19 protein-coding genes are annotated in these 23,810 nt (G+C 72.7%); 4 read left to right on the top strand and 15 right to left on the bottom strand.

Features of this window, described 5'->3' with window-relative positions; all coding sequences use genetic code 11:
- Positions 1–155: 155 nt before the first annotated feature.
- The 4 genes from G3I54_RS38790 to G3I54_RS38775 form a co-directional block, all read right to left on the bottom strand.
- Complete coding sequence (locus G3I54_RS38790) at positions 156–680, bottom strand: SigE family RNA polymerase sigma factor (protein WP_164622154.1); 525 nt, start codon at positions 678–680, stop codon at positions 156–158.
- Positions 681–795: 115 nt separating this feature from the next.
- A complete protein-coding gene (locus G3I54_RS38785; protein ID WP_164622152.1) occupies positions 796–1,950 on the bottom strand; it encodes a right-handed parallel beta-helix repeat-containing protein in 1,155 nt (384 codons plus the stop codon).
- An 82-nt stretch (positions 1,951–2,032) separates the two neighbouring features.
- Positions 2,033–3,052: a glutathione S-transferase C-terminal domain-containing protein gene (locus G3I54_RS38780; RefSeq protein WP_164622150.1), complete on the bottom strand. Its 1,020-nt coding sequence runs from the start codon at positions 3,050–3,052 to the stop codon at positions 2,033–2,035.
- Positions 3,049–4,548, bottom strand: coding sequence for an MFS transporter (locus G3I54_RS38775; RefSeq protein ID WP_164622140.1), 1,500 nt, complete (start codon positions 4,546–4,548; stop codon positions 3,049–3,051). Before G3I54_RS38775 ends, G3I54_RS38780 begins: the two co-directional genes overlap by 4 nt.
- A 158-nt stretch (positions 4,549–4,706) precedes the next feature.
- On the opposite strand from G3I54_RS38775, the gene G3I54_RS38770 reads away from it, so the two are divergent.
- Together G3I54_RS38770 and G3I54_RS38765 are read left to right on the top strand one after the other, a co-directional pair.
- Positions 4,707–5,102: a VOC family protein gene (locus tag G3I54_RS38770; RefSeq protein WP_164622138.1), complete on the top strand. Its 396-nt coding sequence runs from the start codon at positions 4,707–4,709 to the stop codon at positions 5,100–5,102.
- A gap of 169 nt (positions 5,103–5,271) precedes the next feature.
- Positions 5,272–6,366: a glycoside hydrolase family 5 protein gene (locus tag G3I54_RS38765; protein ID WP_164622136.1), complete on the top strand. Its 1,095-nt coding sequence runs from the start codon at positions 5,272–5,274 to the stop codon at positions 6,364–6,366.
- A gap of 22 nt (positions 6,367–6,388) precedes the next feature.
- On the opposite strand, the gene G3I54_RS38760 is transcribed toward G3I54_RS38765, so the two are convergent.
- From G3I54_RS38760 to G3I54_RS38725, 8 genes are all read right to left on the bottom strand, one after another.
- Complete coding sequence (locus tag G3I54_RS38760) at positions 6,389–7,423, bottom strand: aldo/keto reductase (protein ID WP_164622134.1); 1,035 nt, start codon at positions 7,421–7,423, stop codon at positions 6,389–6,391.
- Positions 7,420–11,280, bottom strand: a complete 3,861-nt coding sequence (locus tag G3I54_RS38755; RefSeq protein WP_164622132.1) for an ABC transporter ATP-binding protein — start codon at positions 11,278–11,280, stop codon at positions 7,420–7,422. Before G3I54_RS38755 ends, G3I54_RS38760 begins: the two co-directional genes overlap by 4 nt.
- The gene (locus tag G3I54_RS38750) at positions 11,277–12,662 is read right to left on the bottom strand and encodes an LLM class flavin-dependent oxidoreductase (RefSeq protein WP_164622130.1); all 1,386 of its coding nucleotides are present in this window, start codon (positions 12,660–12,662) and stop codon (positions 11,277–11,279) included. Before G3I54_RS38750 ends, G3I54_RS38755 begins: the two co-directional genes overlap by 4 nt.
- A 159-nt stretch (positions 12,663–12,821) precedes the next feature.
- Positions 12,822–13,571: an ABC transporter ATP-binding protein gene (locus G3I54_RS38745; RefSeq protein ID WP_164622127.1), complete on the bottom strand. Its 750-nt coding sequence runs from the start codon at positions 13,569–13,571 to the stop codon at positions 12,822–12,824.
- On the bottom strand, positions 13,547–14,437 hold the full coding sequence (locus G3I54_RS38740) for an ABC transporter permease (protein ID WP_164622125.1): 891 nt from the start codon (positions 14,435–14,437) through the stop codon (positions 13,547–13,549). The genes G3I54_RS38745 and G3I54_RS38740 overlap by 25 nt, the downstream gene beginning before the upstream one ends.
- Positions 14,434–15,516, bottom strand: a complete 1,083-nt coding sequence (locus G3I54_RS38735; protein WP_164622123.1) for an ABC transporter substrate-binding protein — start codon at positions 15,514–15,516, stop codon at positions 14,434–14,436. The genes G3I54_RS38740 and G3I54_RS38735 overlap by 4 nt, the downstream gene beginning before the upstream one ends.
- A gap of 18 nt (positions 15,517–15,534) precedes the next feature.
- A complete protein-coding gene (locus G3I54_RS38730; protein ID WP_164622120.1) occupies positions 15,535–16,038 on the bottom strand; it encodes a flavin reductase family protein in 504 nt (167 codons plus the stop codon).
- Positions 16,039–16,398: 360 nt separating this feature from the next.
- Complete coding sequence (locus tag G3I54_RS38725; protein WP_164622116.1) at positions 16,399–17,709, bottom strand: ROK family transcriptional regulator; 1,311 nt, start codon at positions 17,707–17,709, stop codon at positions 16,399–16,401.
- 528 nt (positions 17,710–18,237) lie between these two features.
- Between G3I54_RS38725 and G3I54_RS38720 the strand changes: the two genes are divergently transcribed.
- A complete protein-coding gene (locus G3I54_RS38720) occupies positions 18,238–20,655 on the top strand; it encodes an endonuclease/exonuclease/phosphatase family protein (RefSeq protein WP_164622113.1) in 2,418 nt (805 codons plus the stop codon).
- Positions 20,656–20,685: 30 nt separating this feature from the next.
- On the opposite strand, the gene G3I54_RS38715 is transcribed toward G3I54_RS38720, so the two are convergent.
- From G3I54_RS38715 to G3I54_RS38705, 3 genes are read right to left on the bottom strand one after another with little or no spacing between them, the layout of a single operon-like run.
- On the bottom strand, positions 20,686–21,585 hold the full coding sequence (locus G3I54_RS38715) for an alpha/beta fold hydrolase (protein ID WP_164622111.1): 900 nt from the start codon (positions 21,583–21,585) through the stop codon (positions 20,686–20,688).
- A gap of 22 nt (positions 21,586–21,607) precedes the next feature.
- On the bottom strand, positions 21,608–22,873 hold the full coding sequence (locus tag G3I54_RS38710) for a beta-ketoacyl-[acyl-carrier-protein] synthase family protein (protein WP_164622109.1): 1,266 nt from the start codon (positions 22,871–22,873) through the stop codon (positions 21,608–21,610).
- Entirely contained in the window at positions 22,870–23,103 is a 234-nt protein-coding gene (locus G3I54_RS38705; protein ID WP_103511227.1) for an acyl carrier protein, read from the bottom strand. The genes G3I54_RS38710 and G3I54_RS38705 overlap by 4 nt, the downstream gene beginning before the upstream one ends.
- Positions 23,104–23,351: 248 nt before the next feature.
- Between G3I54_RS38705 and G3I54_RS38700 the strand changes: the two genes are divergently transcribed.
- Positions 23,352–23,810 (top strand): nitroreductase family deazaflavin-dependent oxidoreductase, encoded by a 459-nt coding sequence (locus G3I54_RS38700; RefSeq protein WP_164622107.1) that lies wholly within the window; start codon positions 23,352–23,354, stop codon positions 23,808–23,810.

Genomic DNA, 23,810 nt, shown 5'->3' with positions numbered 1-23,810 from the left:
CGCCGCGAGGGCCACACGCGGGCGGGTGCGGCGGGCGCGGGAGCCCCGGGGCCCCGCATCGCCGGCGGCCCGGGCCCGCTCGACCCGGGCCAGCATCCGCGCGCGGTCGGGCCGGTGTGACCGGGCGGCTTCTTCCAGTTGGCTGCGCAGGTCGCTCATCGTCGTCCACTTCCCACGGTTTCGAGGCCGGTACGGTCGCCCAGCAGCCGTTCGAGTTCCGCCATGCCCTTGGAGGTCTGGCTCTTCACCGTGCCGACGGAGACGCCGAGCGCCAGAGCGGTGTCCTTCTCCGACAGATCGAGCGCGTGCCGCAGCACGACGCAGGCCCGCTTGCGGAAGGGCAGTCTGCGCAGCGCCTGCCGTACGTCGAGCACGGCCGCCAGGTCCGGGCCGTCCGTCCGCTCCGCGCGCCGGGACCAGAACAGCGCTACGCGCCGGCGCTCGCGCACGGCGCCCCGGATCCGGCTGCGCGCCAGGTTGGCGACGACTCCGCGGGCGTACGCCACCGGATGCTCGGCGGCGGACACCCGGTCCCAGCGGTCCCAGAGCGCGACGAACGCGTCGGCGGCCAGGTCGTCGGCCGCGTCCGCCTCGCCCGTCAGGAGGAAGGCCAGACGGGACAGTTCGGCGTAATGGCGGTCGAAGAACTCGTGGAACCGCGCCGATGCGTCGTCGGCCATACCGGGAACCCCTTTGTCGTGCGCGCCGCTACGGCCCGAGCGACGGATCCTATGTGCCGGTCCCGGGACGGCCGGCCGCCGGCCCCGGGACCCGTCGTACGAGGGCGGGCGGCGGTTACGGCATCTCCGCGCCGACGGCCGGGGTGCCGGTCGCCAGGAACTCGGTCGCCGGCAGTGCACCGTCCGCACGCCGTGGCCCGTACGCCGTGGCCGGATCGGTGCTGACCGCGCCCGCGACCGGCGCCCCGTTCGCGTCCCAGGAGTTGGCGGCCGACACCACGCGCCGGCCGAGCTTCGCCGCGCCGGTGGCGTTGTCCAGGGCGAGGTTGCGGGAGAGGCGCGAGGGCGAGGAGGCGAGGTAGAAGCCGGAGGCGTCGTTGGCGTAGGCGGTGTTGCGGTGCAGCCGCAGGGCTCCCGGGTTGCTGTTGTCCGTGAAGCCGTGCTTCTCGTTGTCCCAGGCGGCGTTGCCGGTGATGACGTGTGCGGCGCTCGCACCGCCGCCGCCGAGCTTGAAGCCGTTGCCGTTGCCCTCGAAGGCCGGGTCCTGCCAGCGGTTCACGCCGTTCCCGTACGCCCAGCTGCGCTCGATGCGGACGGGGCTCGCCCACTGCCACAGGTCCACGCCGTCGTCGGCGTTGTGGTGGAGCCGTGCGCCGACGATCCGGTTTCCGGTGCCCGAGCCGAACTTGATCGCGAGGCCGTCGGCGTTCTGGCCGTGGTTCTTCGCGTCGTAGTTGTCGTAGGAGTCGAGGTTCTCGACGAGGTTGTCCGTCGTTCCCTCGCCGCGCAGGGTGAAGCCGGAGTCGCCGTTGCCGTGCGTGGTGAGGTTGCGGAAGATCCCGCCGACGGACGAGGTGACGACGACGCCGTGCGCGCGGGAGTTGCGGAACGTCAGGCCGGACAGGGTCCAGTGGTCGCCGCCTATCGCGACCAGCCAGTCGCCGTCGGGCAGTGCGGAGCCGTCGACGACGGCCTTCTCCGCCCGGTAGGCGGTGACGGTGATCCGGCTGTGCGCGGTGCCGTCCGCCTGGCTCTTGAGGCTCCTGGCCGGGCGGTAGGTGCCGCCGCGCAGCTGGACGGTGGTGCCGGGGCCGGCCTGCGCGAACGCCTTCTCCAGCTCCGGTGTGGTGGAGACGACGACCGTCGTGGCGGCGTTCGCGTCGTCCGGGGTGCCGGTCAGCCAGACGCCGGCGAGGCCGGCGGTCACGGCGACGGCCACGGCGGCCTGGAGCGTGCGCGTCCTGCGGTGTCGTCCTCTGCTGGTGCTCACGTGAGGTGGTTCCTTCGCTCGGTCGGCGGTCGGGAGTCGCCCGGCCCGGTGGGGCCCGACGACTCCTTGTCGCCGCCGAGGCTCAGAAGGTTGCCGCCGGAGGGGTGCCGTCTCCGAAGGGCCGGCCGCCGAGCCGCTCGCGGTGGTGCGCGGTGGTCCAGCCGGAGAGGTCGGGGCCGACGGGGACGATGCCGGTCGGGTTGATGCCGGTGTGCACCTGGTAGTAGTGCCGCTTGATGTGGTCGAAGTCGACCGTGTCGCCGAATCCGGGCGTCTGGTAGAGGTCGCGGGCGTACGCCCACAGGACGGGGTCCTCGGTCAGCTTGTTCCGGTTGCACTTGAAGTGGCCGTGGTAGACGGCGTCGAAGCGGACCAGGGTGGTGAAGAGCCGGATGTCGGCCTCGGTGATGGTGTCGCCGACCAGGTAGCGGCGGTCCGCGAGGCGCGCGGAGACCTGGTCGAGGCGGGCGAAGAGGGCCTCGTACGCCTCCTCGTACTCCTGCTGAGTGCTGGCGAACCCGGCTTTGTAGACGCCGTTGTTGATGTCCCGATAGATGCCCTCCATGACCTCGTCGATCTCCGCGCGCAGCGGTTCGGGGTAGAGGTCGGGGGCGCCGGGCCGGTGCAGGGCGGTCCACTCCGTGGCCAGGTCGAGCGTGATCCGCTGGTAGTCGTTGGTGACCAGCTTCCCGCTCGGTACGTCCACGATCGCGGGCACGCTGACGCCGCCGGGATAGCCGCTCTCCCGGGCGTCGTAGGCCTCACTCAGATGGCGGATGCCGAGGACCGGGTCCTTTCCGTCCGGGTCCAGGGTGAAGCGCCAGCTGCGGTCGTCCTGGATCGGGTCGGCGACGGCGAGGGAGAGCGCGTCCTCCAGGCCGAGCAGCCGCCGCGAGACCAGGGCCCGGCTCGCCCACGGGCAGGCGCGGCTGACCACGAGGCGGTAGCGGCCCGCCTCGACGGGCCAGCCGTCCCGGCCGTCCGCGGTGATCCGGTCCGCGAAGTGGCTCCGGGACCGCTTGAACGGCTTGTGGCCGTAGGAGGTGTTGCCGTCGTTTCCGACGCTGTCGTCTCCGGTGGCGTCCGCTGCCGTGTCACTCATGCCGCGCTCCTCGATGCGTCGGTGGAACTGTCTGCCGCACGTCGTCTGCCCCGTCGGTCGGCCCCGACGTCGGCCAGCGCCACGATCAGCCCGGCCAGGACGAAGGCGACGGACACGATGAGCCCGTGGTCGTAGGCGTCGGCCCAGCCGTCCGGGCCGACCTGGGCGAAGAACACCGCGCCGACGGCGGCGATCCCGATCGCGGAGCCCACCCGCTGGCCGGTCTGGAGGGTGCCTCCGGCGCTGCCCGCCCGGTGCACCGGGACCTCCGCGAGGGTCAGGGTCTGGTTCGGGGCGATGACCAGGCCGCTGCCGAGGCCGGCGAGGAGCAGTGGGGCGGCCATGGCCCAGCCCGCTCCGTCGCCGGGGACCAGGTGGACGGCGAGCGCGGTGCCCGCGAGGCCGAGGGCGACCATGGCCAGGCCCGCGACCACCAGCGGGCGGCCGAAGCGTCCGACGAGCCGGCCGCCGATGGAGGCGGCGACGCCGGAGCCGAGGGCGAAGGGGGTGATGGCGAGTCCGGCCTGGAGGGCGGAGTAGCCCAGGCCGGACTGGAGGTAGAGGGTCGTGACGAAGAAGATCGAGGTGAACCCGGCGAAGTAGAGCAGGATCAGCAGACAGCCCAGCCAGTAGGAGCGCAGCCGGAACAGCGACAGGTCCAGGACGGGGTGGGTGCGGCCGCCCGTGCACCGCGCTTCCCAGGCGACGAACGCGGTGAGCAGCGCCCCGGCCAGGACGAGCAGCAGCCACTTGGCGTTGCCGGGCCACTGCTGGGCCTGGACGAACGGCAGCAGCAGGGCCAGCACCCCGGCCCCGAGGAGGGCGACGCCCACCGGGTCCAGGTCGCGCGGCCGGACCCGGCCGGCGGAGGGGGTGTCGGGCAGCAGGCGGTGGGCGAGCAGGAGGCAGACGGCGCCGAGCGGGAGGTTGACGTAGAAGACCCAGCGCCAGCCGTGCTCCGGTCCGGCGGCCTGGATGAGCAGTCCGCCGAGCAGCGGGCCCACGGCCGTGGAGATGCCGACGACGGTGCCGAACATGCCGAAGGCCCGGCCGCGCTCCCGCCCGGAGAACATCTGCTGGATCAGGGCGGAGATCTGCGGGGAGATCAACCCGCCCGCGATGCCCTGCACCAGCCGGGCGATCACCAGCCACATGCTGGACTGGGCGGCCCCGCAGGCGGCGGAGGACAGGGTGAACAGGGCGAGGCCCACCATGAAGACCGCCCGGCGGCCCCGCGCGTCGCCGAGGCGTCCGGCGGGGATGAGGAAGAGGCCGAAGGCGAGGGCGTAGCCGGAGAGCACCCATTGGAGGTCGGACTCGGGGGTGTTGAGGCCTTCCCGGATGGAGGGGAGGGCCACATTGACGATGGAGACGTCCAGCAGGGTCATGAAGCCGGCCACCAGGCAGACGGCGAGCGCCCGCCAACGCCGGGGGTCGGGGCCGTCGGGGGCCGCGTCGCCCCCGCCCGGCCCGGGGGTCTCCGCGCTCCGTGCCATGGTTGGCACCTTAGGTCGCGCCGGGTGTTTCCTCATCCGGGACACGTCCGCGCCGACGGCCCGGATTCCCCGGCCGGGTCCGAGCCCGGCGTCGGCCCGGACGCGTGGGCAGGGTCCGGCACGGCGTGTCCGGGGCCACCGGGGGTATCCGTTCCCGCATGACTGTGGAGAAGACGAGCGTCCTCGTCCTTGACTGCGCCGAGCCCATGGAGCTGGCCGAGTTCTACGCCGGACTGCTCGGCGGGGAGATACGTATCGGCACCGACCCCGATTTCGTCGAGATCGTCGGCAACGACGGCGTCCGGCTGGCGATCCGCCGCGACCACGGCTACGCCCCGCCGAGCTGGCCGCGCCCGGAGGACTCCCAGCAGGCGCATCTGCGGATCCTGGTGGGGCGCGAGGACATCGACGAGGCCGAGCGGGAGGCGATATCCCTGGGCGCCCGGCCCGTCGACACCGGCGACAGCAACAGCGGGCCCCGGGACGTGCGGGTGTACGGGGATCCGGCGGGCCACTCCTTCTCGCTGGCGGTCTATCCGCTGCCGACGGGCTGACCGGCGCGGAGCTGAGGGCGGACGGCGGAAGGGTCCCAACGGGCCCTTCCACCAAGCGCGTTAATAGACAGGAAAGTTTCCCAACACTGTTGACGCCAATTGGAAGGAACCTTTACTTTCAGTTCTGCCGACATGGCGCCTCCCACCCCCCTCCGAAGGGAGCACCACCATGCACCAGCGCACCAATCCCCCCACCGGTTCCGCCCCCAGGACCGGCCGTCGCGGACTGGCCCGCAAGGCCCTGCTCGCCGCGTCCGCGCTCGGTGTCGCCACCGCACTCATGGCTCCGGTCCGGGCCGGAGCAGCACCCGCCCCGGCCTCCCCCACCGGTGACGCTCCCACCGCCGCCACCCCGCTCGCCGCCAACGGGCAGCTCTCGGTCTGCGGTCGCCGGCTCTGTAACGCCTCAGGCGAGGCGGTCGCCCTCAACGGGATGAGCACGCACGGCACCCAGTGGTACGCCCAGTGCGTCACCGACGGCTCGCTCGACGCGCTCGCCCAGGACTGGCGCGCCGACGTGCTGCGCGTCTCCACCTACGTACAGGAGGGCGGGTACGAGACCGACCCGGCCGGATTCACCGCCCGTGCGCAGAAGTTCGTCGACGCGGCGCACGCACGCGGCATGTACGCGGTCATCGACTGGCACATGCTCTCGCCGGGCGACCCGAACGCGAACCTGTCGCGGGCGAAGACCTTCTTCACCGCGATGGCGAAGAAGTACAAGAACCACCCGGGTGTGCTCTACGAGATCGCCAACGAGCCCTCGGGGGTGAGCTGGTCGGGCATCAAGTCCTACGCCGAGCAGATCATCCCGGTGATCCGGGCCGAGGACCCCGACGCGGTGGTGCTGGTCGGCACGCGCGCCTGGTCGTCCTTCGGGGTGTCCGAGGGCTCCGACGAGTCGGAGGTGGTGAACAACCCCGTCAACGCCTCGAACATCATGTACACCTTCCACTTCTACGCGGCCTCGCACCGCGAGGAGTACCTGAACACGCTCGACCGGGCCTCCGACCGACTCCCGGTGTTCGTCACCGAGTTCGGGACGCAGGACTACGCCGGCGAGGGCGCCAACGACTTCACGATGTCGCAGCGCTACCTCGACCTGATGAAGCGCAAGAAGATCTCCTGGACCAACTGGAACTACTCCGACGACCACCGCTCCGGCGCCGTCTTCAAGACCGGCACGTGCAGCGGGAGCAACTGGACGGGCACCGGGGTCCTGAAGGAGGCCGGGGTCTGGATCCGCGACCGCATCCGCCAGTGACCCCGGCCCGCTCCCCGCGCCGTCAGACCGAACGGCGGCGCAGGGAGGCGTCGGTGAGGACCGCCGGGGTGTAACCGGCGTCGCGTGCCGACAGGTTGACGCCGGGCGGGACGATCTCGTCGATCCGGTCGAGGACGTCCCGGCTCAGCCTCACCTTGTCGGCGCCGAGCTGGCTCTCCAGCTGCTCGAAGGTGCGCGGACCGATGATCGCCGAGGTGACGGCCGGGTGCTCCAGCACGAAGGCCAGGGCGAGTTGGACGAGGGTGAGACCGGCCTCCTCGGCGAGGACGGCGAGCGCGTCGGCGGCCGCCAGCTTGGCCGCGTTCTCGGGTGCGGAGATGTCGAACCGGGCGGCCTGGCGCTCGGCACGGCTGGAGGCCGGCTGCTCGGCGCCCTTGCGGTAGCGGCCGGTCAGCCAGCCGCCCGCCAGCGGGCTCCAGGACAGCACGCCGAGTCCGTACCGCTGCGCCACCGGCAGCACCTCGCGCTCGATGCCCCGGGCCAGCAGCGAGTACGGGGGCTGCTCGGCGACGACGCGCTCGCGGCCCCGGCGCTCGGCGGTCCACTGGCCCTCCACGATCGCGGAGGGCTCGAAGGTGGAGGTGCCGATATAGCGGATCTTGCCCTGGTGGACCAGGTCGGAGAGCGCGCCTAGCGTCTCGTCGAAGTCGGTGTCGGGCTCGGGGCGGTGGACCTGGTAGAGGTCGATCCAGTCCGTACCGAGCCGGCGCAGGCTGTTCTCGACCTCGCGGATGATCCAACGGCGGCTGTTGCCGAACTCGTTGGGGTCGTCGCCCAGTCGTCCGTGGAACTTGGTGGCCAGCACCACGTTGTCGCGCCGGCCGCCCGCGAGCGCCTTGCCGACAATGGTCTCGGACTCGCCCTGCGAGTAGACGTCGGCGGTGTCGACGAAGTTGATGCCGGAGTCCAGGGCGTGGTGGATGATCCGGACGCTGTCGTCGTGATCGGTGTTGCCGCGCGCACCGAACATCATGGTGCCCAGCGCGAGCGGGCTGACCTGGACGCCGGTGCGGCCGAGGTTGCGGTATTCGGTCATCTGGCACTCTCCTTGACGAGCTGACTGGTGGTGTCGGAGTGGTCCTGTTCGGGCACGGCCGGAACGCCGGTCTGCCGGAAGGCCTCCCACAGGCGGTGGTACGGGCCCCGCGCCGCGAGGAGTTCGGTGTGCGTCCCGCTCTCGACGACGGCTCCGGCGTCGAGGACGACGACCCGGTCGGCGCGGGCCGCGGTGGTCAGCCGGTGGGCGACGACCACGGTGGTACGGCGACGGCACAGGGCGTCCGTCGCGGCGGCGACCCGGCGTTCGGTCGCCAGGTCGAGCGAGGCGGTGGCCTCGTCGAGCAACAGGACGTCCGGGTCGACGAGTTCGGCGCGGGCCAGGGCGAGGAGCTGCCGCTGTCCGGCGGACAGATTGCGGCCGCGCTCCCCCACCTGTTGGAGGTAGCCGAGCCGGAGTCCGGCGATCATCTCGTGCGCGCCCACGGCCCGGGCGGCGCTCTCCACCTCGGCGTCGGTGGCCTCGGGCCGCCCGTAGGCGATGGCGTCCCGCACGGTTCCGCTGAAGAGGTACGGCTCCTGCGGTACGAGCCCGAGTCTGCGCCGGAAGGCGGGCAGGTCGAGGTCGCGCAGATCGTGGCCGTCGACCCGTACGGTCCCGGCGGTCGGGTCGTAGAAGCGGGCCAGCAGTTTGACGACGGTGGACTTGCCCGCGCCGGTGGCCCCGACCAGGGCGACGGCCTCACCGGGCGCGATGCGCAGCCGCAGCCCGTGCAGGACTTCCTGGCCGCCGCCGCCCGCGTAACCGAACGACACCTCGTCGAACTCCACCTCGCCGCGCAACCGGCCTACGGCGAGAGGCTGTTCGGGCTGCGGGGTACCGGCCGGGGTGCGCATCAGGGAGCGGAGGCGGCCGAGGCCGATGACGGCCTGCTGGTAGCCGTCGAAGACCTGCGAGAGCTGCTGGATGGGCGAGAAGAACAGCTCCACGTAGAGGAGGAAGGCGATCAGGGTGCCCGCGCTCAGCTCGCCGGAGCGCACCTGGCCCGCGCCGACGACCAGGACGGCGGCGGTGGACAGGGTGCCGAGGAACTCCACGAACGGGAAGAACGTGCCCATGTACCGCTGGGCGCGCAGCCGTGAGTCCCGGAAGCCCCGGGCCAGTTCGGCGAAGTCGCGGGCGTTGTGCTCCTCGCGGCGGAACGCCTGGGTGAGGCGGATGGCGGTGACGTTCTCCTGGAGGCAGGCGTTGACCGCGCTGACGCGTTCGCGGGCCTCGCGGTAGGCGGGGACCGAGTGGTGCCGGAAGAGGGCAGTGGCGCCGATCAGTACGGGGAGGGCTAGGAGCAGGACGACGGCGAGGCCCGCGTCGATGACCAGGAGGGCGACCAGCACGCCGAGGACGGTGAGCAGGCTGACGACGGCGGTGATGAGCCCGGTCTGGAGGAAGTTCGACAGGGCGTCCACGTCGGTGGTCATCCGGGTCATGATCCGGCCGCCGAGCTCCCGCTCGTAGTAGTCCAGACCGAGCCGCTGGAGCTGGGCGAAGGTCTTCACCCGCAGGGTGTAGAGCAGCCGCTCTCCGGTGCGTCCGGTGGTGCGGACCTGGGCCACGCCGATCAGCCAGTTCGCCGCGACGACCAGCCCGGCGACGGCGGCGGCCGCCAGCAGCACGCCTCCGGCCTGCCGGGCGACGCCGTGGTCCACCCCATGGCGGACGAGGACCGGTACGGCGATCTGGGCTCCGGCGTCGAGGGCGACCAGCAGCAGTCCGAGGATCAGCGGGAGCCGGAAGGGGCGCAGCAGGGTGCCGAGGTGGAACTCCGGGTCGGCGGCGACGGCCTGTTCGGTGGTGACCTTCGGGTCGGCGGCGGGCAGCGGGAGGCGGGCGAGTCCGGCGATCAGCTCGGGGCTCGGCGGGGCCGAGCCGAGCACTCCGCCGCCGGGTCCGCCGCGTCCCGGCCCGGAGGTGGCGGCGGCCTCGGCGAGCGCCTGGGCGGCCCGGACCGCGGTGCCTTCCTCGGGGTCGACGCCCGCGGCCTCGTCCCGCAGCCACAGGTCCGCGGTGACCCCGCCGGCCGGCGCCTCGGCCACGGGCTCGGAGGCGGTCGGCTCGGCGGTGGACAGCAGCGTACGGAACAGGGCTGAGCGGGACCGGAGTTCGTCCAGCGTGCCGGTGTCCGTGACGCGGCCGCCGTCCAGCACGGCGATCCGGTCGGCGAGCTCCAGGGTGGAGCGGCGGTGCGCCACGATCAGGGTGGTCCGGCGGCGGGTCTCGGCGTGCAGCCCGGCGTGGATATCGGCCTCGACGCGGGCGTCGATGGCGGAGGTCGCGTCGTCCAGGACCAGGATCGCCGGGTCGCCGACCAGGGCGCGGGCGAGCGCGACGCGCTGGCGCTGACCGCCGGAGAGCGTGAGGCCCTGCTCGCCGACGACGGTCTCGTAGCCCTTCGGGAGCCGTTCGACGAACGCGTCGGCGCGGGCGATCCGGGCGGCGGCGCGGATCTGCTCGTCCGTGGCGTCCGGCGCCCCGTAGGCGATGTTGGCGCGCACGGTGTCGGAGACCAGCAGGCTCTCCTCGAAGACGTAGCCGATCCGGGAGCGCAGCGAGGCGAGGGACAGTTCGCGCACGTCGGTGCCGTCGACGGCGACCGTGCCGGAGGGCACGTCGTAGAACCGGGGCAGCAGCGCGGCGGCCGTCGACTTGCCGGAGCCGGCCGCGCCGATCAGGGCGAGGGTCTCGCCGGGGCGGACATCGAGCGTGAAGCCGTCGAGGAGCGGCGGGCCGTCCCCGTAACGAAAGGTGACGTCCCGCCAGGAGAGCGCGGGCGGCCGGTCGGGCAGCTCGCGGGCGTCCGGGGCGTCGGTGATGACGGGGGCCTCGTCGATGACCTCCAGGACGCGTTCGGCTCCGGCGCGGGCCTGCTGCCAGACGGTGAGCAGGGTGGCGACCTGGCGTACGGGGGTGACGAAGGAGCCGAGGTAGGTGGTGAAGGCGAGGAAGGTGCCGAGCGAGATCCGGCCGTGCAGGGCCATCCAGCCGCCGAGGGCGAGGACGGCGACCTGGCCGAGGGCGGGTACGGCCTGGAGCGCCGGGTTGTAGCGGCCGGTGAAGCGGACCACCCGCAGCCGGGAGGCGAACAGGCCCCGGGCGCGCTCCTCAAGACCTGCCAGTTCGCGGTCCTCCTGGCCGAAGCCCTTGACGACGCGGACGCCGGTGACGGTCGCCTCGACGGTGGAGGCGACCTCGGCGGCCTCCTGCTGGGCGTGCCAGTTGGCGGGGAAGAGGTCGCGGCGGCTGCGCAGGGCGATCAGATAGAGCAGCGGGCCGACGACGAGGGCGACGACGGTCAGCAGCGGGGAGAGGAACGCCATGAGGACCAGCGAGGTCAGGAACATCAGGACGTTGCCGGTGAGGTTGGGCAGGAACTGCAGCAGGGTCTGGACGAGGGTGATGTCGGAGATGGACCGGCTCACCACCTGTCCGGTGCGCAGCCCGTCCTGCTGGGCGCCGCCGAGCCGCAGCAGGGCGGCGAAGGCATCGTTGCGCAGGTCGTACTGGACGCCGAGCGAGAGCCGTCCGGAGCGGTAGCGACGGGTGAAGCTCGCGCCGAAGCGGACGGCGCCGAGCCCGGCGAGCAGGGCGATCCACGGGGCGAGGGAGCCGGTGGAGCCGGCGAGGCCGTCCACGACGTGGCGCAGGACGAGGGGCAGGGTGGCGGTGGCCAGGGCGGCGACGAGCGCCGCGCCGAAGGCGAGGAGGAGGTCGGTGCGGTGGCGCAGGCAGTAGGCGAACAGCCGCCGGGCCCAGCCGTGTTCGGGGTCGGGCCGCCGGCCGGCGCCGGTCCCCGGGTGCTGCCGGGGGCCGGCGCCTTCGCGCGCCGTACAGTCCGTCACCGGGCCCCTGCCGTGGCCGGGGCGGCGGCGACGCGGTCCGTGCCGGTGCCGTCGAAGAGCTGGTTGGCGGGGCGCGGCAGGCCGTAGTGCTCGCGCAGGGTGGCGCCGGTGTACTCGGTGCGGAACAGGCCGCGCTCCTGGAGGATCGGGACGACCCGGTCGACGAAGACCTCCAGGCCCGAGGGGAGCACGGCGGGCATGATGTTGAAGCCGTCGGCGGCCCCGCTGTCGTACCAGTGCTCGATGGTGTCGGCGACCTGCTCGGCGGTGCCCGCGAAGGTGCGGTGGCCGCGTCCGCCGCCGAGCCTGCCGATGAGTTGACGTACCGTCAAATTCTCGCGGCGGGCGAGTTCCACGATGAGGGTGTAGCGGCTCTTGGCGCCCTCGATCTCGTCCTCGGTGGGGATGTCCTCGGGGAGTTCGGCGTCGAGGTCGAGGTCGTCCGGGGCGATCTTCAGGCGCAGGGCGAGCTGCCGCTTGGCGTACTCGGGGACGATGAGGCGGTCCAGCTCGGCGTCCAGCTCCCGGGCCTCGGCCTCGGTGTCGCCGATGACGGGGACGATGCCGGGCAGGATCTTGATGGTGTCGGGGTCCCGGCCGAGCGCCACGGCCCGCGCCTTGACGTCCTTGTAGAAGGCGATGCCCTCCTCCAGGGTCTGCTGGGCGGTGAACACCGCCTCGGCGTAGCGGGCGGCGAAGTCCTTGCCGTCCTCGCTGGATCCGGCCTGCACCAGCAGCGGGTGACCCTGCGGCGGGCGCTGGACGTTGAGGGGTCCGTCGACGCGGAAGAACTCGCCGCGGTGCTCGATGGCCCGGACCCGGTCGGCGAGGGCGTGGACGCCCTTCGCCTTGTCGGCGACGACCGCGTCGTCGGCCCAGCTGTCCCACAGTTTGGTGGAGACCTCGACGAACTCGGCGGCACGGCGGTAGCGCTCGTGGTGCAGTGGGGTGTCGTCCAGGCCGAAGTTGCGGGCGGCGTCGGCCCCGGCGGTGGTGACGATGTTCCAGCCGGCCCGACCGCCGGAGACATGGTCCAGCGAGGCGAACCTGCGGGCCAGGTTGTAGGGCTCGTTGTAGCTGGTGGAGGCGGTGGCGATGAGCCCGATGTGCTCGGTGGCCCCGGCGAGCGCGGTGAGCAGAACGGTGGGCTCCAGCTTGGCGGCGGGGCGGCGGCCGGGGTCGCCCATCAGGACCGGGCTGTCGGCGAGGAAGAGGGAGTCGAGGCGGCCGCGTTCGGCGATCCGGGCGAGGTTCTTGTAGTGCTCGATGTCGGAGCCCGCCTCGGCGGGGCTCTCGGGGAGCCGCCAGGACGCCTCGTGGTGTCCGGTGGACATGAGGAAGGCGTTGAGGTGGAGCTGCTTGCGGGGTTCGGCGGAAGGCATGGGTGTCTCCAGGCGGGTGCGGGAGGTGTTCCCGTACGGGTGAGGTGAGTGGGCGGTCGCGCGCCACTGCGGCGGGGGCCGGTGCGGTCTGCGCGTACGGGGCGGGCGGGCGAGCCTGGACGCGTACGGGTCAGGCGGCCGGTGCCGTACGCGTACGGGTCAGGCGGTCGGGGCCGGCTGCTCGACGCCCAGGGCCGCGAGCAGGGCGTCGCGGTACTCCTGGAAGCGGGCGTCCCGGCGGGAGCGCGGGGTGGGCAGGTCGATGGCGAGGTCGACGGAGACCAGGCCGTCCTCCAGGACCAGGACCCGGTCGGCGAGCTCCACGGCCTCGTCCACGTCATGGGTGACCAGGAGCACCGCGGGGCGGTGGCGCTCGTACAGCTCGCGCAGCAGTCCGTGCATCTTGATCCGGGTCAGGGCGTCGAGCGCCCCGAACGGCTCGTCGGCCAGAAGGAGTTCGGGCTCCCGGACCAGGGCGCGGGCGAGAGCGGCGCGCTGCTGCTCGCCGCCGGAGAGCTCGTGCGGCCAAGAGCGGTCCCGGCCGGCCAGGCCCACCTCCTCCAGGGCGGTCAGGCCGCGTTCGCGGGCGGCGGGGCCGCGCAGCCCGAGGATCACGTTGTCCAGGACGCGGAGCCAGGGCAGCAGCCGGGAGTCCTGGAAGGAGAGCGACACCCTTTCCGGGACGGTGAGTTCACCGGAGCCCTCGACCGTGTGGTCCAGCCGGGCGACGGCCCGCAGCAGGGTGGACTTCCCCGAACCGCTGCGGCCGAGGAGGGCGGTGAACTCCCCCGGCGCGATGTCCAGGTCGATCTCCTTGAGGACGACCCGGTCGCCGAACCTCCGTACCAGCCGCTTCGTCCGGACCGCGGGGTGGACCTCGGTGATCAGCCCGCCAGGGTGCGTCGCCATGACAGGGCCCTCCTCTCGATGGCGCGTACGGCCGCGTCCGAGGCGAAGCCGAAGATCCCGTAGGCCACCAGACCCACGATGATCACGTCGGACTGGGCGTACAGCTGGGCCTGGAACATCATGTAGCCGATGCCGCTGGTGGCGTTGATCTGCTCGACGACGATCAGTCCGAGCCAGGACGAGGTAACGCCGAGGCGCAGACCGACGAAGAAGCCGGGCAGCGAGCCGGGGACGACGACCTTGCGGACGAACTGGGCGCGGCTGAGGTCGAGGCCTTCGGCGAGCTCCACGTACCGGCTGTCGATGGAGGTCAGGAAGGCGAAGGTGTTGATGTACATGCTGACCGCGACGCCGAGGGCGATGACGGTCACCTTCATCTCCTCGCCGATGCCGAGCCAGAGGATCAGCAGGGGCAGCATGGCGAGCGAGGGGATGGCCCGCTTGATCTGGAGCGGCCCGTCGATCAGGTACTCGCCGCTACGGCTCAGTCCGGCCGCGACCGCGAGCACCACTCCGCTGGTGACGCCGAAGAACAGGCCGAGCCCGGCGCGTTGCAGGGAGATGAGGACGTTGTCCTGGAGGCGGCCGGTGGCCACCAGGTCGGAGGCGGTGGAGATCACGCTGCCGGGCCCGGACAGGATGCGCGGGTCCAGGTAGCCGGAGGCGGAGGCGGCCCACCACAGGGCGATCAGCAGGACGGGGCCGATGAGCCGGCCGAAGGGCAGGGGCCGGCCGGGACCGAGCCGTCGGCGGGTGCCGCGGGCGACGGTGGGGCCGGGGTCCGGGTGCGGGTCCGCCGGTGGGGCCGCGCCCTTGGTGAGGACGGTGGGCCCGCCGGTGCGGGCGGAGGGCAGCAGGTCGGTCATGAGGTCTCCCGGTACTCGGCGGGAACGGACTCGGCCGCCAGGCGCTCGAAGCGGCGGTCGAACAGGTCGGCGACGTCCTGCTTCGGTACGAAACCGCCCTCGGCCATCAGGTTGGCGGTCTCCTGCTCCCACTGGATGGCCTTGTCCCAACTGAGCGGGAACTGCGGCTTGTTCAGGGAGGAGACGATGCGCTTGCCGTCGGCCGCGGAGACGCCCTGGTCCTTCACGTAGTACGTGTCGATCCACTCGTCCTGGTGCTCCCAGGCCCAGACGAGACCCTTGGCCCACAACGGGACGAAGTTGCGGACAGCGGCGGCCTTCGCCGGGTCGTCGAGCACCGCAACCGGGGCCCACAGGACGGTGAGCAGATCCACCACATCGGTCTTGAGGCCGGTGGCGCCGTCCTTGCCGTACTGATCGAGGTACTTGGTGAGGGTCGGTTCGCCGAGCGGCGCCACGTCGACCTGCTTGGACTGCAGGGCGGTGAGGAACTGGGTGCTGGGCAGGGCGACGAGTTCGACGTCGCTGTTCTTCAGCCCGGCCGCCTTGAGGGCGCGCAGGACGACGACGCCCTGGGCCTGGCCCTGGGAGAAGCCGATCTTCTTGCCGCGGAAGTCCTCGGCCGAGGCGATGTCCGAGCCGGGCGCGGTGGCGAAGGTGTAGAGGGGCAGCGGGCGCACCTGGACGGCGACGATCTTTGTGTCGACGCCGATGGCCTTGGCCTGGATCGGCGGAATTCCCGCATTGGAGGCGAGGTCGATGGATTCGGCCCGGAATCCCTGGATGATATCCGGGCCCGCACTCAGGTTCGGCCATTCGGAAACGGTGAAGGCGAGGTCCTTCTTGAGCCCGGCGGGTTCGAGCTGGAGCCGGGTCTGGCGGACCGCGACGGTCAGTTTCGTACCCGCCGGAGGAGGGCCCGAGGGAAGTTTTCCGGCGGGTTCGGAACTGGCCACGGTCTTCGCCTGCGGAGAGCAGGCGGCGAGGCCGAGAACCGTTCCGGTGGCGAGGGCGAGAAAAGATCTGCGGCCCACGGTTCTCGTGGTGGTGGAGGATTCGTTGGTCCGGTGACGAGGCATGGGGTGAATTCCTGAATCTCAGAGGGAGTGGTAGGCGCCGTCGTGGAACAGCAGCGGGGCCCGGCCCTCGTCGAGCCAGGATTCGGTGACCCGGGCGATGACGATCCGGTGGTCGCCGGCGGGCACGATCTGTTCGGTCTCCAGGCGCAGCCAGCCGGCCACCCCGTCGAGCACCGGCTCGCCCTCCGGCAGCCGCCGCCAGGCGGTGGGGGCGGCGAACCGGTCGATGCCGCTGGTGGCGAAGGTGCGGGCGAGCGATTCCTGGTCGGCGCCGAGGAAGTTGACGACGGTGGAGGACGCCACCTCGACATGCGGCCAGGAGGAGGTCGTGGTGCCGATGCCGTACGAGACCAGCGGCGGGTCCAGGGACAGCGAGGTGAGCGAGGTGGCGGTGAATCCGATGGGCCCGCCGCCGGAGTCGGCGGTGACGACGACCACGCCCGCCGGATAGCGGCGGAACACCTGCTTGAAACGGTCGGGGGCGTAGGCGGGGGCATAGGAGGGCACGGTGACGGTCAACATCTCTCCCGGAGCGGAAGGAGGGGAATACGGGAAATGGGCGCACGGAGGCACGGGAGGACAGCGCGGATCACCCGGCGGGAAGGTGAACATCCCGCGGGTATCGTCCTCTTGCCCTTACACCCGGAAGTCTGCTGGGTTTATCGGGAACCCGGACAGCGGCGACAACGACAGGGCCGGGAGAAAACCCTCACCGGCGCAGCCGTGCGACAGCGGCGAGCCGTGCGGGGCACGCTCTGCTGAATACGCTGTCGGCTGGTCATGAATCCATTGTCCTGTGGTGCTGTCGGGCCGGTCAACAATGCAACGTTCTGAATTAAGTCGGGTTCCGCACCGGCCGCGGACAGGGGTCGGCCCGCGTGGTCAGGACACCGCGGGCAGCGCGGGCCAGGGCCCCAGCGGGTCGGTGTACAGCGCGCCGAGCGCCACCGCGCCGCCCGCCGTGGCCAGCACCGATCCGGTGAAGCTGCTGGGCACCACGGCCCGTTCGGGGTCGTCGCAGACCCAGGAGCGCTGCGCCACCTCCGCCCGGAGGTCCGCCAGGCACTCCGGGATCCGGCCCGCTCCCGGTTCGACGACCACCAGGACCTCCGGGTCGAACATGTCCAGCAGCAGGGCCGCCGCCCGGCCGACGAGCAGGGCCCGGCGGCGGAAGAGCGCCAGGGCTCGCGCGTCGCCGGCCAGGGCGCCGTCGAGCAGTTCGGTGAACGAGCCGACGTACAGGCCCTGTTCGGCGGCGCGGCGCACCATGGCCCGCTCGGAGACCTCCGACTGGAGGCAGCCGGTACGGCCGCACGAACAGGGTTCGGCCCCGCCCGATCCGCCTGCCCCCAGCGGCAGATGGGCCACGCTGCCCGCGCCGGAGCGGGGGCCCAGATGCATCGTTCCGGAGCTGGCGAACGCCGCGTCCACCACGGCTCCGACGAAGAGCAGGACGGTGCTGGCCCGGGTCGAGGCCTCGCCGAACAGCTGCTCGGCACGGGCCAACGCCCGGGAGTGGCTGTCCACATGGACCGGAAGGCCGGTGGCGGCTTCGAGGATCTCGCGCACCGGGACGTCCCGCCAGCCCAGGTGCGGATGCTCGACGACGACTCCGGCGGCGGGGTCGACCCGGTGGCCGGTGGCGAAGCCGAGGGCGAGGACGGTCCGCCCTGCGCCGTGCGCCTCGACGAGCCGGGGCAGCCGGTCGGCGAGGTCGCGCAGCAGGGCCGGACCGCTGGCCAGGCCGCGCGGGGAGCCGCCGGGGACGGTGGCGTACGGGCCCATCGCCCCGATGGCGTGCGGCTGCCGGTCCTCGGCGACGATCCGGCCGCGCAGGTCCATCAGCGCGACGGTGGAGTGCGCGACGGCGACATGGGCCCCGGCGACCAGATAGCGGCCGGTGTCGATCTCCACGGGTATGTGGGGGCGGCCGAGCCCTTTGGGCCCGGCGGTCTCCGCGCCCTCGCGGACGAGGCCGCGCGCCAGCAGTTGCCCGACATGGCCGGTGACCGCCGCCGGGGAGAGGCCGGTGAGCCGGGCGACGGTGGACCGGGCGACGGGCCCGTGGTCGAGGATGGCGCTCAGCACGGAGCCGGAGCCGGTGCCGGAGACACGGCGGGCGGGCCCGGCGGCCGGGATGTCCGAGCGGCGCAGCGGGGCGGGGCGGCGGGCGGGCACGGGCGGACGCTTCACAGGTGTCTTCACAGGTCCTCGATGGCAGCGGGCCGTGCGGGAAGGCGTCCGGACGGAGCCTCGGGCCGAGACCTCCGGCGCCGGGCCGGAGCGGGTTCGGCTTCTCCCATGGAACGGTGGGCCCCGGGTGCGCACGCCGGAAGGGCTCCGGCGGCGGTCGCGACGGGGCGGGTGCGTTCAGGCCCGGTGACACGCCGCGGAGCACACGCGCTTCAGGTCGACATGACCTCGCGTCGTCAGGTGTGCGGATCGCTGCATGGCGCGCAACCTAGTCGGAACGGCGTAACCCGGTCAAACCGTTGACCGCATGGTGGACGGCCGTCTCAGCAGGGCGTGTTGCCCGTCCGTTGCCGCATGTGACAGGCGTGTGGCGGGCGCGCGAAGCGGGGGTGCGGCGATCGGTGCGGGGCGGTGATACCCGCGCTCCATCCGGATGATGCCGGGAATTAACCGATGATGCCTTGTCATGCCCTGTTCTACGCGCATAGCTTTTGCCCCTACTACTCAGTTCAGTTGGGGGCACCTCCCGTGCAGATATACAGATCCGGTTCCGTCCTGCTGACCGGCGCCGTCGCCGTCGCTCTCGCGGTGACCGCCCTGCCCGCCGCCCAGGCGGCCCCGTCCGCCACCGCCGTCATCTCCGAGGTGTACGGCGGCGGGGGCAACTCCGGCGCGACGCTGACCCGGGACTTCGTCGAGCTGGCCAACGCCGGCTCCGCGCCCTTCGAGGTCGGCGGTCTCAGCGTCCAGTACCTGCCGGGCAGCCCGTCGGCCGGTTCGCTGTGGCAGGTCTCCGAGCTGACCGGGTCGATCGCGCCCGGCGGCCGCTATCTGGTCGCCCAGGCCGCGGGCACCGGCGGCACGGTCGCGCTGCCCACCGCCGACGCCACCGGCACGGTCGCGATGGCGGCGGGCAGCGGCACGGTCGCCCTGGTCTCCGGGACGGCCCCGCTCACCTGCAAATCGGCGGCGGACTGCGCGGCGGACACCCGGATCGTCGATCTGGTCGGCTACGGCTCCGCGGTCGTCCGGGAGGGCAGCGGCCCGGTCCCCGGCGCCTCGGCCACCGCGTCCGTGGCGCGGGCCGCCTCGCTCGCCGACACCGACGACAACGCGGCCGACCTCGCCGCGGGCGCCCCGACCCCGGTCAACACGAAGGGCGAGACGTCCGGCGGCGGGCAGGAGCCCGAGGAGCCCGGCCCCACCGAGCCCGGTGACGTACGGATCCACGACATCCAGGGCGCCACCCGCGTCTCTCCGCTCGACGGCTCGACGGTCGACGGCGTCCCGGGCGTCGTCACCGGCGTCCGCACCAGCGGCTCGCGCGGCTTCTGGATCCAGGACACCGCGCCCGACCACGACCCGCGCACGAGCGAGGGCCTGTTCGTCTACACCGGCTCCACCGCCCCGGCCGTGCAGGTCGGCGACGCGGTCCTGGTCAGCGGCAAGGTCGCCGAGTACTACCCGGGCACCGGCACCCAGTCGCTCACCCAGATCACCGCACCGCGCACCACCGTCCTCTCCTCCGGCAACGCGCTGCCCGCCCCGGTCGTCCTCGACGCCCGCTCGGTGCCCGGCCGCTATGTGCCCTCGGCGGACGGCGGGGCGATCGACGCGCTGCCCCTGGACCCGAAGCGCTACGCGCTGGACCTGTACGAGGCGCTGGAGGGCTCCCGGGTCCGGATCGCCGACACCCGGGTGACCGGGGCGACGACCGCGTACGACGAGATCTGGGTGACCGTCAAGCCGAAGGAGAACCCGACCCGGCGCGGCGGCACCCTCTACGCCTCGTACCAGGACCAGAACACCGGCCGGCTCAAGGTGATGTCGCTGGACCCGGCGCAGCCGGTGCCGACGGCCAACGTCGGTGACGTCCTCAAGGGCCGCACCACCGGCGTCCTCGACTACGCGTCGTACGGCGGCTACAACGTGCAGGCCACCGAGCTGGGCACGGTCGTCGACAAGAAGCTGCGGCGCGAGGTGACCCGCAAGCAGAAGAAGGACGAGCTGGCGGTCGCCACGTACAACGTGGAGAACCTCGACGCGAGCGACGACCAGGCCAAGTTCGACACGCTGGCCGCGGGCGTCGCGGTCAATCTCTCCTCCCCCGACATCGTCTCGCTGGAGGAGATCCAGGACGACAACGGCGCGGTCAACGACGGCACGGTGGGGTCCGAGGCCACGCTGAAGCGGTTCACGGACGCGATCGTCGCGCAGGGCGGGCCGCGTTACGCCTGGCGCTACATCGCCCCCGAGAACAACAAGGACGGCGGCGAGCCCGGCGGCAACATCCGCAACGTCTTCCTCTACAACCCCAAGCGGGTCTCCTTCACCGACCGTCCTGGCGGCGACGCCACCACGGCGGTGGAGGCCGTGAAGGCGGGGAAGGGTGTCCGGCTCTCCGCCTCGCCCGGCCGGATCAATCCGGCGAGCGCGGCGTGGGCGGACAGCCGCAAGCCGCTGGTGGGCGAGTTCGTCTTCCGGGGCAAGCCCGTCTTCGTCATCGGCAACCACTTCGCGTCCAAGGGCGGCGACCAGCCGCTGCACGGCCGCTACCAGGAGCCGACGCGCTCCTCGGAGGCGAAGCGCATCCAGCAGGCCGCCGAGGTGAACACCTTCGTCGCCTCGCTGCTGAAGGCGGACAGGTCGGCCAAGGTCGTCGCGCTCGGGGACTTCAACGACTTCGAGTTCTCCCCGACGATGAAGGCCCTGACCAAGGGGAAGGCGCTCAAGCCGCTGATCTCGACGCTGCCCGCGTCCGAGCGGTACAGCTATGTCTTCGACGGCAACTCGCAGACGCTGGACCACATCCTGACGAGCCCCGGCATCCGCCGCCTCGACTACGACGTGGTGCACATCAACGCCGAGTTCGCCGACCAGGCGAGCGACCACGACCCGCAGGTGGTCCGGATCAAGGCCGAGGGCTCGCACGGCCACGGGCACTGAGGCCGTGACCCGGTGGGGCGGACCTGAAGCTCAGGTCCGCCCCACCGGGGCGCCCGCCTGGCGCGGCAGGGTGACCGCGCCGGTCACCGGTTCGTGCCCGGTGAAGAACCGGGAGACCAGCGAGGCCACCTCGTCGGCCCGCTCCAGCACCACCCAGTGGTCGGACTCCCCGATCGTCAGGAACCGGCTGCCCTCGATCGTCGCGGCGAACTCCCGCTGCCGCGCGGGCGAGGTCACCGTGTCGTGCTCCCCGGCGAAGACCAGCGCCGGTACGCCGGTGAGACCGCCGGAGAAGTCGGGCCGGTCGGCCAGCGCCCGGTAGAGCGAGTCCGCCGCGTGCGGCGAGTGGGTGAGCGCGTGCAGGAAGGAGCGCCGCACATAGCGTCGGGCCAACTCACGGCGGTGTACGGGTCGTTCGGGGTCCAGGCACATCAGTGCGTCGGCCGCCGTGGCGGCGAACCCCTCGCGGTCGCCGGCGGCCAGCTGCCGCCGGGCCCGCTCCCAGCAGGCGACCTGGACCGCGTCGATGTGGACCGGGACGCCGCCGAGGGCCAGGCGTGCCACCCGCTCGCGGTGGCGGCGGGCGAAGCCGAAGGCGATGGCCGTGCCGTAGGAGAAGCCGAAGATGTTGAGCCGGGGGGCGCCGAGGTCGTCGGCGATGGAGAGGACGGCCCGGCGCAGCAGATCGGCACTGGGGCCCGGCGGGAGCGGGTCGGCGCTGCCCATGCCCGGCAGGTCGGCGGTGACGACGTCTCCGGCCGGGCCCAGGTGGTCGTCCATCTGGGGCCAGCCGAACATGCCCTGGAGCGCGCCGCCGAGAATGAGCGTCGGTTCGGTGGCCGGGACGCCGCCGGGGCGGGAGTGCGGCAGGACGCGGTAGCTGTAGCGCACTCCGTCGACCGACAGGGTCCGGATGATCTCCTCGGGCATGTGCTCCTGCGTTCCCTTCCGCTCAGGCCCTGGTGAGGACGAGTGCCGCGTTGTGGCCGCCGAAGCCGAGCGAGGTCTTGACGGCGCAGTCGAAGGACGCGCCGCGGGCTTCCTTGGCCACCACGTCGATCGGGATCCGCGGATCGGGCGCGTCCAGGTTGACGGTGGGCGGGACCAGCTGGTGCTGGAGGGCGAGCACGGTGAGCGCGGTCTCGATGCCGCCGGCCGCGCCGAGGGTGTGGCCGGTCATCGCCTTGGTGGAGGTCACCAGCGGGCCGTCGCCGAGGACCCGGCGGAGCATGGTCGCCTCGATCAGGTCGTTGGAGAGCGTCGAGGTGCCGTGTGCGTTGACGTGCCCGACGTCGGCCGGGGCGAGGCCCGCGTCGGCGAGCGCGGTGCGCAACGCCCTTTCGATGCCGAGGCCTTCGGGGTCCGGGGCGACGGCGGAGTGGGCGTCGCTGGAGGCTCCGTAGCCGCTCACCTGGGCGTGGACGGCGGCGCCCCGGGCGCGGGCGTGCTCCGGGTGTTCCAGGACCACGAGCCCGGCGCCCTCGCCGACGACGAATCCGTCGCGGTGGGTGTCGAAGGGGCGGCAGGCGGCCGCGGGGTCCTCGCGGCGGGTGGAGACGGCCTTGAGGCTGCAGGCGCTGGCGATCAGGAGGCGGGTGCAGGTGGACTCGGCGCCGCCCGCGATGACGATGTCGCAGGCCCCGGAGCGGAGCATCTGGTGGGCGGTGCCGATGGCGACGGTGCCGGAGGAGCAGGCGGTGGAGACGGCCTGACTGGGCCCGTGGACGCCGAGATCCAGGCTGACGCTGCTGGCCGCGCCGTTGACGACGCTGAGCGGGGCGAGCTTCGGGGAGACCCGGCGGGGGCCGCGGCCGGCGAGGGCGGCGGCCTGCTCGTCGTAGAAGGGCAACCCGCCGTGGGCGGAGCCGATGACGACGCCGACGCGGCCGCTGTCCCAGACGGACGGGTCGAGGCCGGCGTCGGCGACGGCCTCGCGGGCGGCGATGACGGCGAGCTGGGCGAAGCGGTCCATCAGCCGCTGGGCGGCCACCCCGAGGACGGCCCCCGGGTCGCAGTCGGTGACGGAGTAGAAGAAGTCGCAGGGCAGCTCGGCCAGTTCGGGCCGGGCCGCGGCGCTCGGCACGAGGCCCTCGGTGACTCCGTGCCAGGCGGCGTCCACGCCCGTACCGGCCGAGGTGACCAGGCCGACGCCGGTGACGGCGGCGGCGAACGGGGCGAGCGGCGTCCGCCGGTAGGGCCCCGCTGTCGCCGCGCTCATGCGGTGACCTTCCCGTGGACCGCCTCGACGAGGCGGCCGACGGTGTCGCGCGAGGTGAGCGCGACGTCCTCCAGGTCCACGTCCAGCCGGTCCTCGATGAGCAGCCGCAGCTCCTCCAGCGCGAGGGAGTCCAGCCGCAGCCGGTGCAGCGGGACATCGGGGCTGATCGCCCCGGGGTCGGTTCCGAACTTCGTCACCAGCAGCGTGCTGATCTCTTCCGACGTGCTCATTCGGCTCTCCTGGGCTCGGTGACGCGGTGACGTCGGCCGCGTGGTGAGGGGAGGTGGGGGGAGGGGCCATCGGGGGACGCCGGCTGCTCCGGAAGGACCCTTTATACGCCTTCGCGGACGGGTCCCCGGTCCGCGTTCCCCCGTGCGGTGGGCGTGGTGTCCAGGTGTACGAATCCGGGGCGCGGCGCGGGTGGGTGCCAGGATGGGGGCGGAGCCCGTACGGGACGGCACGAGAGAAGGAGAAACCGATGGCGGCCGAGCAGGACGGCGATCAGGACGGCACCGCGGAGGTCGCATTGAGCCCCGCCGACTGGGTCGCCCGGCAGGCCGAGCTCTACGAGTCCTCCGGCGGCACGAAGGGCACCACCCAGCTCGGGGTGCCGTGTCTGCTGATGGATTACGTGGGACGGCGCAGCGGGACGGTGCGGCGCACGGTGCTGATGTACGGGCGGGACGGCGAGGACTATCTGATCGTGGCGTCCAACGGCGGCTCGGACCGGCCGCCGCTGTGGTATCTGAACCTCCAGGCCAACCCGGACGTCGAACTGCGGGTGAACACCGAGCGGTTCGGCGCGGTGGCGGCGACGCTGCCGGCCGAGGAGAAGGCGCGGGTCTGGCCGGGTCTGGTGGAGCTGTTCCCGCGCTACGGGCAGTATCAGGCGGGCACCGAGCGGGACATCCCGGTGGTGCGGCTGACGCGGCGCTGA

Origin of the sequence: Streptomyces sp. SID14515, from assembly GCF_010548505.1 — a bacterium.
Taxonomy (GTDB): domain Bacteria; phylum Actinomycetota; class Actinomycetes; order Streptomycetales; family Streptomycetaceae; genus Streptomyces; species Streptomyces caviscabies.
The sequence above is the reverse complement of the archived record's forward strand: the minus strand, read 5'-3'. Positions and strand labels throughout refer to the sequence as shown.